Genomic DNA, 14,937 nt, shown 5'->3' with positions numbered 1-14,937 from the left:
TTGGGAAGCGGAAATTAAAAGCCTTTAAACGGTTTTTATAGGACTTTAAAATTGGAAAGCGGAAATTAAAAGCCTTTAAACGGTCTTTATAGGACTTTAAAATTGGAAAGCGGAAATTAAAAGCCTTTAAACGGTCTTTATAGGACTTTAAAATTGGAAAACGAAAATTAAAAGCCTTTAAGCAGTCTTTAAAGGACTTAAAAATCGGGAAGCGAAATTAAAAGACTTATAGGCCGACTCAACATGCTTTAAAAAGGCAAAAAGAATACTAAGGACGAAAAACGACATAACAGTGAATTATCTCCAGATGCTATTAACTTTTTTACAGTGTGTGATATAATACTTTCGACAAATAAGGAGGGACGTCCAATGTCTTCTATGATGAAAATGTGGGTTTCATTCGCCTCAATGGGTTTTATGATTCTTGCCATACTGACAATTTACTTAAGCAGATATAAATTAAAAAGAGGCATCTTCCGCTTTATTACTGCACTGATTGCATATGTTCTAATGATTTCAGGCGGACTGATGATGGCTTACATTGTATTGAGCGGGCCGACGAATTAGACAAGTTATGTTTTAAGGATGTGTTACTTTGAAAATATTAAAACTTTCGCTGCTGATGGTACTTGCCGTTTCGCTGCTGTCCGGTTGTTTATATCCTGACGAACAGCTTCAGAAGAATCAGATTCCATATGAAGACCAGATTGAAGCAGTCCAGTCGGCGGTTGAAAAGTATCAGTCAGCTAATGGCGGGATACTTCCGATAAAAACACGGGATCAGGATACACCGATCTACATAAAGTATCCTATTGATTTCAATAAACTGAAAGGTCAATTCCTTTCCGAAGTGCCGGGAAATGCCTATGAAAATGGGGGCATCTTTCAATATGTTTTAATTGATGTTGAAGAGAATCCGACAGTCAAAATATTTGATTTAAGGATAGCTGAAAAGATTCGGGAGATTAATATCAGGATCCAGTCAACCGGCTATCCGCCATTCAAGGAAAGCGTTGCGGATAACGTATATACCCTGGACTATTCCAAAATTGGTTATGATGAGGAGCCGTATGTTGTCAGTCCCTACTCCAATAATAATCTGCCCTTGCTGATAAATGGCAGCGGGGAAATTTTCGTTGACTACAGAATGGATCTGAACACGCTTCTCCAGGAAGGTGACTATACTTTTGAAAAAGGTGAGGATATCCGGCCGATCCTAACGGAAGATTCGGCTTTTGTGCCCGCCTATTCACCTCCCTATACTGTAAATGAACAGAATGAACCAGTCTTTATGACGAAATAGGCATAACCCCTTTCTTACAAAATATATTTGTATAGAAAGGGGTTTTTTCATTTTCCTTACTCCCGTTTCTGTTCCCAACTTTTTGCCGGACGCTTTTTATTTTTCTTTTTTAGTAATAAGAAGGCAAAAAAAACATATTAATAGTCATAAGTAATTGGGACAACATCATAAATATATATTGTCCAAACAGCTAACCGGATGAAACATCCCTGGAAGATAAAGATTGGAGGGAATCTCTTGGAAAGAGTAGATCTATTTAAAGACATTGCAGAAAGAACCGGCGGAGATATTTACCTAGGTGTAGTAGGAGCCGTTCGAACTGGGAAATCGACATTCATCAAGAAATTCATGGAACTCGTCGTCCTTCCTAATATCTCAAGCGAATCAGAACGTGCGCGTGCTCAAGATGAACTGCCTCAAAGCGCAGCAGGAAAAACAATCATGACGACAGAACCGAAATTCGTCCCGAATCAGGCGGTTTCTGTTCATGTGGATGAAGGCCTGGATGTGAATGTGCGCCTGGTTGATTGTGTGGGGTACACCGTACCGGGTGCAAAAGGATATGAAGATGAGAACGGACCGAGAATGATCAATACTCCTTGGTACGAAGAGCCGATCCCGTTCCATGAAGCGGCTGAAATTGGAACAAGGAAGGTCATTCAGGAACACTCTACAATCGGGGTTGTGGTTACGACTGACGGTTCGATTGGGGAGATTCCTAGAAGCGACTACCTCGTTGCTGAAGAAAGAGTGATAGAAGAGCTGAAAGAGGTCGGAAAACCATTCATCATGGTTATCAACTCCGCGAAGCCTCATGCGCCTGAAACGGAAGACCTGCGCCTTAAGCTTCAGGGAAAATATGATATCCCTGTACTCGCCATGAGTGTTGAGAGTATGAGAGATTCAGATGTTTTGAATGTCCTGCGTGAAGCATTATATGAATTCCCAGTGCTTGAAGTGAATGTGAATCTTCCAAGCTGGGTAATGGTGCTGAATGAAGATCACTGGCTGCGGGAAAATTATCAGGAAGCTGTGAAAGAAACAGTCAAGGACATCAAGCGATTAAGGGATGTCGACAGGGTCGTCCATTATTTCAGTGAATTTGAATACATCGAAAGAGCTGGGTTGGCCGGTATTGAAATGGGGCAGGGTGTAGCGGAAATCGACCTGTATGCACCTGATGAACTGTATGATGAAGTTCTGAAGGAGATTGTGGGCGTGGAGATCCGCGGCAAAGATCACCTGCTTGAACTGATGCAGGACTTCTCTCATGCCAAGCGTGAATATGACCAAGTGGCAGATGCACTGAAGATGGTTAAGCAGACAGGTTACGGTATTGCGGCTCCTTCTTTGGCCGATATGAGTCTGGATGAGCCGGAAATTATCCGTCAAGGATCCCGTTTCGGTGTCAGTCTGAAAGCAGTGGCTCCTTCAATCCATATGATCAAAGTGGATGTACAATCCAAATTCGAACCAATTATCGGTACAGAAAAGCAGAGTGAAGAACTGGTCCGATACTTGATGCAGGACTTTGAAGACGATCCGCTTTCAATCTGGAACTCCGATATTTTCGGGCGCAGCCTAAGTTCCATAGTCAGGGAAGGAATCCAGGCGAAACTTTCATTAATGCCTGAAAATGCGAGGTATAAACTTAAAGATACGCTGGAAAGAATCATCAACGAAGGTTCCGGCGGACTCATTGCAATCATCTTGTAGGAGGCTCTCTTTTTGAGAGTCTTTTTTTTGCTCTTTAGTAAATGTAAGATTTCAAAACGGAAATGAACTAACTCATTCAATTTCTTTACTTTATTAAGAAAAGGGCAGTACACCAAACACCTCATCAACCCCATTGTTACGGGATTTTAAAACCTAAGGCAACCCGGGAATTTTAAAATAACGGCAAAAAGTGTTCGTTAAAATGAATTTAAGCCCTTAAAAAGAAAAGATTCCCATTATTTCTTGAAATATTCTTGCTAACCTTATTTTTATATGATAATCTTTTAACAGAATTGATGTCGAACATTGATTCTACAACGTTTTTGACGGTTTTTGTTTACGTTCATGTATAGAAACCGAAAATTATGTTTACTAATGTAACAAGACAGTTATATGAATCATGACTGAGACATTTCCTTTGGGAGGAGGTGAATGGCATGAACAAGACAGAACTAATTAATGCTGTTGCTGAAGCTGCTGAGCTTTCTAAAAAGGATGCTACAAAAGCAGTTGATGCCGTTTTTGATAGTATTCAAAACGCACTGGCAAATGGTGATAAAGTACAATTAATCGGTTTTGGTAACTTCGAAGTTCGTGAGCGTGCAGCACGTAAAGGACGCAACCCGCAAACTGGTGAAGAAATCGAAATCTCTGCTAGCAAGGTGCCTGCATTCAAACCAGGTAAAGCGCTTAAAGATGCTGTAAAATAATTACATACCTTTAGCGTAAAAAGAGCCGCATAGACTGCGGCTCTTTTTTTCATTTAATGTCCTTCTTTGATAAAATATTGAATGAAAAGCGCTTTTAGTATCGAACGAACAATAAATAGAGATGACTGGAGTGAAGAGAATGGCAAACAGCCAAACAGATTATATTGTGATCAAAGCAATCGAAGACGGGGTGAATGTGATTGGATTGACAAGGGGAACCGACACGAAATTTCATCATTCCGAGAAATTGGATAAGGGAGAAGTAATGATTGCCCAGTTCACTGAGCACACTTCCGCCATCAAAGTCCGGGGCAAGGCGAAAATCATCACTAGCAATGGTGAAGTTGAAAGTGAAATGAAGGAGAAGTAGTGGCAAAGACAGCAGCGATAACCGTCCTGCTGTCTTTTTATAAAGCTTGTATAGAGCTCCTGACTTTGAGGGCAGAGGGAAGGGGGATATTATGTATTCGCCCGTCCTGCCTTATTATGATATAATATTTGTTGCTGAAACGACTAGAAGATACATATAACGAAATGGGGACTTAGGTTTATGAAACATTTGGATTGTTTTCATCTTGAAGCATCAATAAAACACTATGTTGAAGAGAAGTTATCCTACTCTTATTTGCAAAAGTATATTGATTCTCCGCAAATTGATGAAGACAGGATCAGCTTTTTGGTCCTTCCTTTTTCAAATGGGGACCAAGTGTTGGACGAGGAGGAAATCATCCGCTTGATTTCAACCGTCATGCTGATCCAAATTGGCCTAGATACCCATGAGAAAGTGACGAATTCACCAAGTGAATCATTAAAAGAAAGACAATTGACTGTATTGGCCGGCGTTTATTTCAGTGGCCAATATTATAAAATTCTGTCAGAATTGGAGAATGTCAGTTTGATTAACCATCTGGCTCAGGCAATCAAGACGGTTAATGAAAGCAAGATATCTCTTTATAAACAAGAATATTTCAATGTTCCACAGATCATGAACAGCATCAAGACAATTGAGTCTGCTGTCATTCACAGTTTCTTTGCCCACTATGGCACTGCTCAATGGCAGGAACTTGTCGGGGAGGCCTTGTTTTTGCGCCGAATGGTTATCGAGGAAAGGGCGCTGGAACAAGGTGAAATCACTCTGCTTCTTCCTTCAATCAAATCGAGCTTGTATCCAGGTGATAGGGGTTCTTCCCTGACTCTGGAACAGAAACAGAAGGTGGGAAGCATTTATACAGGCTGCATTATTGAATCGAGAGATAAAATTGTAGAAATGCTGCGAAGTGAATCCTTTGACGGACACTTCATTGAAGGCCGGATCCTCTCGTTATTAGAACACACCAAGCCATACACGAAAATTTTTGCGGAAGAGGGTTAATGGATGAACCAGTCAAAAGAGCAAAGAGTCCATACAGTCTTTGAGAAGATTTACGGCAATTATGACAAGATGAACTCGCTTATCAGTTTTCAACAACATAAAAAATGGCGGAAAGATACCATGAAAAGAATGGCTGTCAAAGAGGGGGCATCTGCCCTGGATGTTTGCTGCGGTACAGCCGACTGGACACTTGCTTTGGCAGAGGCAGTGGGGGAAAAGGGTACCGTAAAAGGCCTGGATTTCAGTAAGAACATGCTGAAAATCGGAGAGGAAAAGGTAAAAGAGTCAGGAAAGAAGCAAATCGAACTGATTCACGGAAATGCAATGGAGCTGCCATTTGAAGATAACACATTTGATTATGTAACAATCGGTTTCGGACTTAGGAATGTACCTGACTACCTGCATGTACTCAAAGAAATGAACCGTGTTCTGAAACCGGGTGGAATGGCTGTTTGTTTAGAAACATCCCAGCCGACCATGTTTGGTTACCGTCAAGCCTATTACTTTTATTTTCAATTTCTTATGCCTTTATTCGGAAAAGTGTTTGCAAAGAGTTACAATGAATATTCTTGGCTGCAGGAATCGGCAAAAGATTTTCCGGGGATGAAGGAACTGGCGGATATGTTCTGGGACGCCGGCTTTGATAAGGTATCATACAAGCCTTATACGGGCGGTGTAGCGGCGATGCATATGGGGTTCAAAAAGAACTGATCAAGAGAAAAATTATAACTGGGTGGAAATGAAATGAAGTTTAAAATGATATATTCGTTTCTGAAGGCGGATATCGATCTCATTGAAAAAGAATTAAAGACGGCCATTGATTCCCATTCCCCTCTTTTGAATGAAGCATCCCTTCACTTGCTGTCAGCGGGCGGAAAAAGAATCCGCCCTGTATTTGTTTTGCTGTCTGCCAAATTCGGCCATTATGACATTAACAGCATCAAGAATGTAGCGGTTGCTTTGGAACTCATCCACAGTGCATCTCTCGTTCATGATGATGTCATTGATGATGCTGATTTGAGACGGGGAAAGCCTACGATCAAGTCTCAATGGGATAATAAGACGGCGATGTATACAGGTGACTACATATTTGCGCGATCCTTGGAATACATGACCAAGATTGATAACGAAGAGGCCCATAAGATTCTTTCGAATGCAATTGTGGAACTCACTGTCGGTGAAATAGAACAAATCAAGGACAAATACCGTTTTGAGCAGGGGTTGAAAGATTACCTGAGAAGGATTAAAAGAAAGACAGCTTTATTGATTGCTGTCAGTTGTCAGCTCGGTGCGATTTCTGCAGGGGCGCCTTCAGAGATACATAGGAAGTTATACCGGTTTGGATATTATGTTGGAATGTCTTTTCAAATCACAGATGACATTCTGGACTTTACCGCCAGTGAGGAAGATCTCGGAAAGCCGGCAGGCAGTGACTTGCTGCAGGGTAATATTACATTGCCTGTCCTTTTTGCAATGCAGGATCCTGCATTAAGGGAAAGAATCATCAAGATTGATGAGGAAGTTGATAAGGAATATATGAAAGCGGTCATTGATGATATTAAAAGGTGCGGAGCGATTGAAAAGTCTCACGAAGTCAGTACACGCTATCTTAAGAAGGCGCTGAAAGAACTGGAAGGTCTTCCAAGGAACGGGGCAAACAAGACTTTGAAAGATATTGCCAATTTTATAGGCAAGCGAAAATTTTAGAAAATTTCAAATGGAAACGTTGCCAAAACGTGAAATCAATGATACCATTTTTTGTGGGCAATCGAATAGAGACCCATACATACATATCTAGGAGTGGAAAAAATGGAAAAGACATTTTTAATGGTAAAGCCTGACGGCGTACAACGCGGTTTAATTGCTGAATTTGTTTCTCGTTTTGAAAAGAAAGGTTTCCAGCTTGCTGGTGCAAAGTTGATGAGCATTTCTAAAGAATTGGCTGAAGAACATTACGGCGAACATAAAGAGCGCCCTTTCTTCGGAGAACTTGTGGACTTTATCACTTCCGGTCCTGTTTTCGCAATGGTATGGCAAGGCGAGAATGTCATTGCTACTGCTCGTCAAATGATGGGTGCTACAAATCCTAAGGACGCTGCTCCAGGAACAATCCGCGGCGACTTCGGTATCACTGTTGGCAAAAATGTCATTCATGGTTCTGACTCTGCTGAAAGTGCAGAGAGAGAAATCGGTCTGTTCTTCAAGGAAGAAGAATTGGTTGAGTATTCAAAACTAATGAATGAGTGGATTTATTAATCAGTTCATTAAATGAATATATGCTTATAAAGCCTGATTCAGGGGGATTCTCCTGGAATCAGGCTTTTTCTGTTTAATTGAGGGAAGTTTTAGCTGGATGGAATCAGGGCGGTTTCATAGAATCCACAAAATAAATTGCATGATTTTTTCAAGGCATTTCAATTTTGTTCTGTTTTTTCCGATATACTAGATAGGCAAGGTAATTCGAATGTTGGAGTGTAAATGATAATGGCATATGATTACGAACAATTCACGAAGGACATATATAGGAAAACGGGTATAAACCTTTCTCTTTACAAGGAAGCCCAGATGAAGAGGAGATTGACTTCCCTCTATGAAAAAAAGGGGTACTCCGATTTCAAAGATTTCTTTACAGCGATCGAAAAAGAATCAAAGCTTCTTAATGAATTTTTGGATAGGATGACCATCAATGTAACGGAATTCTATCGGAATGAGAAACGGTGGGCGGTGCTTCAAGAGAAGATATTCCCGAGGCTGCTTGCCCATAATAAAAGATTGAAGATTTGGAGTGCAGCATGTTCAACCGGTGAAGAACCTTATACGATTGCCATGGTTCTTTCCAACTATCTGAATCTTTCAGAGATGGCAATTAAGGCAACCGATATTGATGAAAATGCAATTGCGAAAGCTAAACTGGGTGTCTATCCTGAACGCTCGATGAATGAAATTCCCCCTGAGATTAAGCACAAATACTTCACAAAGGAGGGGGATTTTTATAAAATCTCACCTCAGATCAAAAGCAGGATTTCCTTCCAAAAGCATAACTTGCTCGCGGATCAATACGAATCTAACCATGATTTGATTGTCTGCCGGAATGTCATGATTTATTTTACTGAAGAAGCAAAGGAAGAGATTTACCACAACTTCAGTTCAGCACTGCGCCCAGGGGGAATCCTGTTCGTGGGCAGTACCGAGCAGATCTTCAATCCGGCAAAATATGGATTGGAAACAGAAGATACCTTTTTCTATCGGAAAAAGTAATCAAACACCGGGAACTTGTCCGGTGTTTTTTTATTTCTTTCAAGAAATAGAGTGAATCTTCTATGTACTCCTATCTGGAATGTGTTATATTGATACAAAATTATTTACGCGGGGAAGGAGAAGACATTATGAGATACTTAACAGCCGGAGAATCGCATGGCCCACAATTGACAGCCATATTAGAGGGAGTACCTGCAGGGATGCCTCTCAGTGAAGAGGATATCAATTTTGAACTTGCGAGAAGACAAAAAGGATATGGCCGCGGCAGGAGGATGCAAATAGAAAAGGACCGGGTGAACATTGCCGGAGGTGTCAGGCATGGCAAGACACTGGGATCCCCGCTGGCACTGATTGTCGAAAACAAGGATTGGACCCACTGGACAAAAATCATGGGAATCGAACCGATCTCTGATGATGAGCAAGATGATATCAAAAGAAAGATTACAAGGCCGCGCCCTGGACACGCTGATTTAAATGGGGGCATTAAGTATGGGCACCGTGACTTAAGGAATGTCCTTGAAAGGTCTTCAGCAAGAGAGACAACAGTGAGGGTTGCAGCAGGTGCGGTTGCCAAAAAGCTCCTCAGCCAACTGGGCATCAAAGTTGCAGGGCATGTCAGGGAGATAGGCGGGATTACAGCTGAAAATACTCAATATGAAAGCATTGACGAGCTGATGGAGAAAACGGAGAACTCTCCCGTCCGATGCCTTGACGAAGAGGCTGCCCAAAAGATGATGGAGGCAATAGATACGGCCAAGAAGGCAGGCGACTCCATAGGTGGTGTTGTGGAAGTAGTGGTTGAAGGTATGCCCCCGGGTGTGGGAAGCTATGTTCACTATGACCGAAAGCTGGATGCGAAAATTGCCATGGCAGTAATGAGTATCAATGCATTTAAGGGGGTAGAGTTCGGACTGGGATTTGAAATGGCAAGAAAGCCAGGCAGTGAAGTGCACGATGAAATTGCATGGAATGAAAAGCAGGGCTACTACCGTAAAACGAACCGCCTGGGCGGGTTCGAGGGCGGAATGACCACGGGGATGCCAATAGTGGTCAAAGGAGTTATGAAGCCCATCCCGACTCTATACAAGCCTTTGAAAAGTGTCGATATTGACAGCAAAGAAGAGTTCTCGGCGAGCATTGAGCGTTCTGACAGCTGTGCTGTCCCGGCAGCTAGTGTGGTGGCAGAAGCTGTAGTGGCATGGGAACTTGCTAATGCCCTTACAGAACAATTCAACAGTGACCAATTTGAGAGTCTCAAGGATTCTATAGATGAATACATGCGGAAATCAAAGGAGTACTAATTAAAGTGGATACTCTGCATATCAAAACGGATACAAAACAATATCCTGTATACATAGGAAGCCATATTTTGGATAGGCTTAAGGGGTTATTAACAGGCGACTTAGAAGGTATTTCACAAATCATGGTCATTGCAGATAGAGCTGTTTATGAACTGCATGGGGGGACTCTTGAGGAATATTTGCCTGCTTCAATTGAAACTGCCGCCTTTATGGTTCCGGCCGGCGAGGAAGCAAAGTCCCTCGAGGTGTTTAACGATTGCATGACCTTTGCCATCAATCATGGTTTAGACCGTAACTCCCTCATTCTCGCCTTTGGCGGCGGTGCCTGCGGAGATCTTGCCGGCTTTGTGGCGGCAACCTATATGAGAGGAATCAGATTTGTCAGTCTGCCGACGACGATACTGGCACATGATAGTTCTGTCGGAGGCAAAGTTGCAGTGAATCATAAGCTCGGAAAAAATCTTATTGGACAGTTTTATCATCCAGAAGCAGTCATTTATGATACCGCATTTCTCGATAGCCTTCCAGCCAGGGAAATCAGGTCGGGAATGGCTGAGGTCATCAAACATGCTTTGATATCGAATGAAATGTTTTACAGCGATTTGATGAAAAATTTAAAAACATTCTCTACTATTGATCCAGCGTTTTTAATACAATGTTTAAAACAAGGAATAGCCGTCAAGGCAGGGATTGTTGAAAGTGATGAAAAGGAAAATGGCATCAGGGCATTTTTGAACTTTGGCCATACTTACGGCCATGCTCTTGAGAATCTGGGTGGGTATAAGGGCATTTCTCATGGTGAAGCTGTAATGGCGGGGATGGTCTATGCTTTATTTTTAAGTGTAAAGCATGCAAATCTCAGCTTCGACCTTTCAGGATTCATTTCTTGGATCAAAAGCCTGGGATATCCACTTTCATTCCCCGCTGCATATTCTTTTGAAGAAATATATACAGTCATGACCAGGGATAAAAAAGCGGCCAATAAAATTCCCAAGTTTGTCTTGCTCAATGCAATCGGAAAACCGGTACTAATGGAAATCGGCCGAGCGGATCTGAAGGAAGCTCACAATTTTATTTTGTCTATTAAAGGAGAGTGAGTAATGATCAGGGGAGTTCGTGGTGCGATAACAATCACGTCGGATTGTGAAAGTGACATCATTAGTTCCACCGAAATCTTGCTAAGGGAAATGATCAACAAGAATGGAATTGTACCTGTTCAAGTCGCTTCTGTATTCATTTCAGCCACAGAGGATATCCAAAGTTCCTTTCCCGCAAAAGCTCTGAGAAAATGGAATGAGTGGAAATATGTTCCAGTTCTTTCCATGCACGAGATGCATGTTAAGGATAGCCTGAAAAAATGCATCAGGATTATGATTCATTGGAATACGGAGAAAAATCAGGATGAAATTCTGCATATTTATATGAGGGAAGCCAAAAATCTGAGGCCGGATTTATTGCCATAGGATAATAATTCAGCTGTTTTTTTCACTAAGGCTGCCATCTTGTTATAGAAAAACACCAGGAAATTATGTTAGTATAAACCTTATAACGCTTTAACGTGATAACGCATTAGAGAATTGAAGAAAAGGGTGGAGCTAAGGTGAATTGGAAAAAAGAAATTGAAAACTTGAAAGCATATCAGCCTGGTAAAACAATAGATGATGTGAAGAAACTTTATGGGTTGAAATCCATTGTGAAATTATCTTCAAACGAAAATCCATTCGGCTTTTCACCGAGGGTGCAGGAATATTTGAATAAAGCAGATTTCAGTTATTCCATCTATCCAGATGGGTACGCAAAGAAGCTCAGAAGTTCTATTTCTGAGCACCTGAATGTGTCTGAAAAGCAGATCATTCTGGGCAATGGATCCGATGAAATCATCCAGATTATATCGAGGGGATTGCTGCAGCGAGGAACAAATACGGTTATGCCAAGCCCAACCTTTCCCCAGTATAAACATAATGCTGTTATTGAGGGTGCGGAGGTAAAGGAGGTTGTATTGAATGAGGGTGGCAGGCATGACCTGGCAAAGATGCTTGAAGCTATCGACGAAAATACAACTGTTGTATGGCTGTGCAGTCCAAATAATCCAAGCGGAGAATATATTCGGGAAGATGAATTGATCAATTTCCTTGATCAAGTTCCTTCTCATGTTTTAACTGTATTGGATGAAGCCTATTTTGAATATGTAACCGCCTCGGATTATTATGATTCCGTTGAATTGGTACAAAAATATCCACGTCTTTTAGTTACAAGAACGTTCTCAAAAGCTTATGGACTTGCAGGACTGCGTGTCGGATACGGAATTGCAAATGAACACATCATATCCAAACTGGAGCCGCTGCGTGAACCTTTTAATAATAATATTGTTGCCCAGGGGGCTGCCGCGGCTGCTCTGACAGATCAGGAATTCATTAAGAAATGCCGTATAGAAAACAGGAAGGGCATGGAGATGTATTATGATCTATGCAGGGAAAAAGGCCTGAGGTATTTCCCGTCACAAGCAAATTTCATTGTTATTGATTTCGGCATCGATGGCGATGAAGTCTTTCAATACCTGCTCAGCAAGGGGTACATCGTACGATCCGGAAAGGCTCTTGGCTATCCGACAACTGTGAGGATCACCATTGGCACTCTTGAACAAAATACAGGTCTGATCGATACTATCAGAAGCTTTTTGGATTCAAATAACTAAACTTCAGAGAGCTGGCTGAAGAAGATAAACTGGAAAAGAAGGTGAAGCCTGTTGAAAGGAACAGTTCTGGTTGCCGGTTTAGGTTTAATCGGGGGCTCTCTATGCATCAGTATCAAAAAGGAAAATCCAGAAGCAAAGATTATCGGATTCGATAAAAATAGTCAGGAGCAGTCTCTTGCTTTGGATCTTGGGATTATAGATGAAGAGGCAGATTCCTTCGAGGAGGCAGCCATCACAGCCGATATAATCATTTTGGCTGTACCTGTTATTCAAATCATCAAATTAATTGAAATGCTTCAGACTCTGGATTTAAAGGAAAATGTCCTGATCACAGATGCCGGCAGTGTAAAAGGTCCAATAATGGAGGCCTCTCAAGTTCTAAGTAGTAGAGGTTTTTCTTTTATAGGCGGCCATCCAATGGCAGGTTCTCATAAAAGCGGCATAAAGGCAGCAAAAGACCTGTTATTTGAAAATGCCTATTATATATTGACACCCGATGAGAACACCTCAGGACAAAAATTGGCTGAGCTTCGATCATGGTTGAAAGGTACAAGAGCAAAATTTCTTGAACTAAGTCCAATTGAACATGATGAACTGACTGGGGTGGTAAGCCATTTTCCCCATTTAATAGCTTCTTCTCTGGTTCATACGGCAAAAAGTGCTCAAGAGAGCTTTCCTTATATCTCTAGACTCGCAGCAGGAGGGTTCAAAGATACCACGCGGATTGCTTCGGCAGACCCGCAAATGTGGAGTGACATTACTTTGCAGAACAGTGGTGTTCTGGTTAAGTTACTGAAGAGGTGGCAGGAGAATACCGATCATTTGCTGGAGATGATTGAAAGCCGCGACTATGAAAAGACTTACCGTTTCTTTTCGGAAGCTAAAGACTTCAGGGACGGCCTCCCGGTGAAAAGCAAAGGCGCCATCCCTGCTTTTTACGACTTATATGTAGATATCCCTGATCAACCCGGTGTGATTGCTGAGATTACTGCTGCCCTCGGTAAGCAGGGTATAAGTATAACAAACATCCGGGTGCTGGAAATGAGGGAGGATTCTGTAGGCAGGCTTGTCATCAGTTTTCAAAGCAATGGAGATCTTGAAAAAGGAAAAACAGTCTTACGCCAGGAGACACAGTTTGATGTAATTTAATTCTTGATTAAGAATATGTCGTTAAAGGTGGTTGCTATGGAAACTCAAAAAAAGTTAGCTATTCGAAGTAAGGGTCTCAAGGGACAAATTAAAGTGCCTGGCGATAAATCGATATCCCACCGTTCCATCATGTTTGGTGCGGTCGCCAACGGCACTACTGTCATACATAATTTTTTGAAAGCCGATGATTGCTTAAGCACGATGTCGTGCTTTAGGAAAATGGGAGTGGAGATAACCGAAGAAGGCGGCAAGGTAATCGTCCATGGAAATGGCTGGGATGGCCTTAAGGAACCTGAAACCATCCTGGACGTCGGTAATTCGGGAACTACAGCCCGATTAATGGCTGGGATTTTATCAGGCCGTCCCTTTCATTCCGTAGTGGTGGGTGATGATTCAATCGCAAAAAGGCCAATGAAACGGGTTACAGATCCACTCAGCCTTTTTGGAGCGGATATTGATGGACGTAATAATGGCCAATATACACCATTGTCTATTAGGGGAGGAGAGCTTTCGGCAGTCGATTACAATCTGCCGGTGGCCAGCGCACAAGTGAAATCAGCCATGATTTTTGCTGCCTTGCAAGCAGAGGGTGTGTCCACCATTAAGGAACCTGTCCCTACCCGGAATCATACTGAAACGATGATAAAGAAATTTGGCGGGGACATTACAAGTGAGAACAGAGAAATAAAAGTAAAGGGAGGACAGAGTTTTTACGGAACAGAGATTGAGGTCCCGGGGGATATTTCTTCTGGCGCATTCTTCCTTGCCGCCGGTGCTGTGGTCCCTGAAAGTAAATTGGTCCTCCCCGTCCTGGGTCTCAATCCGACCAGAACCGGCCTTATTAAAGTTTTGGAAGAGATGGGCGCCAATATTACTGTAGTGCTGGAAGAGGGCGAAGATTATGAGCCAAGAGGCACAGTTACAATAGAAAGCTCTGCACTTAAGGGAATTGAAATCGGAGGAGATATCATTCCAACCTTGATTGATGAGATTCCGGTAATCGCATTTCTTGCGACACAAGCAGAGGGACGGACAGTAATCAAGGATGCGGAAGAGTTGAAAGTGAAGGAAACCAATCGTATCGATGCTGTTGTTTCACAGTTGAAGATTCTCGGAGCCGACATCGAGAGCACGGAAGATGGAATGGTCATCCACGGTCCGACATCACTGCAAGGAGGAACCGTAGATTCGCTCGGCGACCATCGCATTGGTATGACTCTTGCGATAGCCGCCCTGGTATGTAAGGATGAAGTGGTTTTAAAGAACGCGGAGGCAGTTAATATCTCCTATCCTTCATTTTATTCTGATCTGGACTCATTGGCACGGTAGATAAGGTATTTCTGTTCCTGTTCCGGGAATAGGAATGCCTTTTTTCTAGTTTTTTGTCATGACTTTGCCCTGTTTCTCATAGCTTGTCTTAAGAGAAGAAGGGA

General features: G+C 42.2%; 16 protein-coding genes. All 16 read left to right on the top strand.

Features of this window, described 5'->3' with window-relative positions; translation table 11 throughout:
- Window positions 1-369 precede the first annotated feature (369 nt).
- Window positions 370-567 (top strand): DUF2768 domain-containing protein, encoded by a 198-nt coding sequence (locus ACOJQI_RS14985; protein ID WP_421379255.1) that lies wholly within the window; start codon window positions 370-372, stop codon window positions 565-567.
- 28 nt (window positions 568-595) lie between these two features.
- Window positions 596-1,303, top strand: coding sequence for a hypothetical protein (locus ACOJQI_RS14980; protein ID WP_421379253.1), 708 nt, complete (start codon window positions 596-598; stop codon window positions 1,301-1,303).
- A gap of 237 nt (window positions 1,304-1,540) precedes the next feature.
- A complete protein-coding gene (gene spoIVA / locus ACOJQI_RS14975) occupies window positions 1,541-3,019 on the top strand; it encodes a stage IV sporulation protein A (protein WP_421379251.1) in 1,479 nt (492 codons plus the stop codon).
- 437 nt (window positions 3,020-3,456) lie between these two features.
- Window positions 3,457-3,729 (top strand): HU family DNA-binding protein, encoded by a 273-nt coding sequence (locus tag ACOJQI_RS14970; RefSeq protein ID WP_421379249.1) that lies wholly within the window; start codon window positions 3,457-3,459, stop codon window positions 3,727-3,729.
- 139 nt (window positions 3,730-3,868) lie between these two features.
- Window positions 3,869-4,099 carry a trp RNA-binding attenuation protein MtrB gene (gene mtrB / locus ACOJQI_RS14965; protein ID WP_421379248.1) on the top strand — a complete coding sequence of 77 codons (231 nt, stop codon included), beginning with the start codon at window positions 3,869-3,871 and terminating at the stop codon, window positions 4,097-4,099.
- A gap of 180 nt (window positions 4,100-4,279) precedes the next feature.
- On the top strand, window positions 4,280-5,101 hold the full coding sequence (locus tag ACOJQI_RS14960) for a heptaprenyl diphosphate synthase component 1 (protein ID WP_421379247.1): 822 nt from the start codon (window positions 4,280-4,282) through the stop codon (window positions 5,099-5,101).
- Between the two features lie 3 nt (window positions 5,102-5,104).
- Window positions 5,105-5,812 carry a demethylmenaquinone methyltransferase gene (gene menG / locus ACOJQI_RS14955; protein WP_421379245.1) on the top strand — a complete coding sequence of 236 codons (708 nt, stop codon included), beginning with the start codon at window positions 5,105-5,107 and terminating at the stop codon, window positions 5,810-5,812.
- A gap of 33 nt (window positions 5,813-5,845) precedes the next feature.
- Window positions 5,846-6,808 carry a heptaprenyl diphosphate synthase component II gene (gene hepT, locus ACOJQI_RS14950; protein ID WP_421379243.1) on the top strand — a complete coding sequence of 321 codons (963 nt, stop codon included), beginning with the start codon at window positions 5,846-5,848 and terminating at the stop codon, window positions 6,806-6,808.
- A gap of 102 nt (window positions 6,809-6,910) precedes the next feature.
- The gene (gene ndk / locus ACOJQI_RS14945; RefSeq protein WP_421379241.1) at window positions 6,911-7,357 is read left to right on the top strand and encodes a nucleoside-diphosphate kinase; all 447 of its coding nucleotides are present in this window, start codon (window positions 6,911-6,913) and stop codon (window positions 7,355-7,357) included.
- Between the two features lie 228 nt (window positions 7,358-7,585).
- Complete coding sequence (locus ACOJQI_RS14940) at window positions 7,586-8,359, top strand: CheR family methyltransferase (protein ID WP_421379239.1); 774 nt, start codon at window positions 7,586-7,588, stop codon at window positions 8,357-8,359.
- Between the two features lie 128 nt (window positions 8,360-8,487).
- The gene (gene aroC, locus ACOJQI_RS14935) at window positions 8,488-9,660 is read left to right on the top strand and encodes a chorismate synthase (protein WP_421379237.1); all 1,173 of its coding nucleotides are present in this window, start codon (window positions 8,488-8,490) and stop codon (window positions 9,658-9,660) included.
- 5 nt (window positions 9,661-9,665) lie between these two features.
- Entirely contained in the window at window positions 9,666-10,757 is a 1,092-nt protein-coding gene (aroB, locus tag ACOJQI_RS14930; RefSeq protein WP_421379235.1) for a 3-dehydroquinate synthase, read from the top strand.
- Between the two features lie 3 nt (window positions 10,758-10,760).
- A complete protein-coding gene (gene aroH / locus ACOJQI_RS14925) occupies window positions 10,761-11,123 on the top strand; it encodes a chorismate mutase (RefSeq protein ID WP_421379232.1) in 363 nt (120 codons plus the stop codon).
- Window positions 11,124-11,260: 137 nt separating this feature from the next.
- Entirely contained in the window at window positions 11,261-12,355 is a 1,095-nt protein-coding gene (gene hisC / locus ACOJQI_RS14920; RefSeq protein WP_421379230.1) for a histidinol-phosphate transaminase, read from the top strand.
- Between the two features lie 51 nt (window positions 12,356-12,406).
- Window positions 12,407-13,504, top strand: coding sequence for a prephenate dehydrogenase (locus ACOJQI_RS14915; protein ID WP_421379228.1), 1,098 nt, complete (start codon window positions 12,407-12,409; stop codon window positions 13,502-13,504).
- A 36-nt stretch (window positions 13,505-13,540) separates the two neighbouring features.
- Window positions 13,541-14,833 (top strand): 3-phosphoshikimate 1-carboxyvinyltransferase, encoded by a 1,293-nt coding sequence (gene aroA, locus ACOJQI_RS14910; protein WP_421379226.1) that lies wholly within the window; start codon window positions 13,541-13,543, stop codon window positions 14,831-14,833.
- Window positions 14,834-14,937 lie beyond the last annotated feature (104 nt).

Origin of the sequence: Bacillus salacetis (assembly GCF_049177075.1) — a bacterium.
Taxonomy (GTDB): Bacteria; Bacillota; Bacilli; order Bacillales; family Bacillaceae_B; genus Rossellomorea; species Rossellomorea salacetis_A.
The sequence above is the reverse complement of the archived record's forward strand: the minus strand, read 5'-3'. Positions and strand labels throughout refer to the sequence as shown.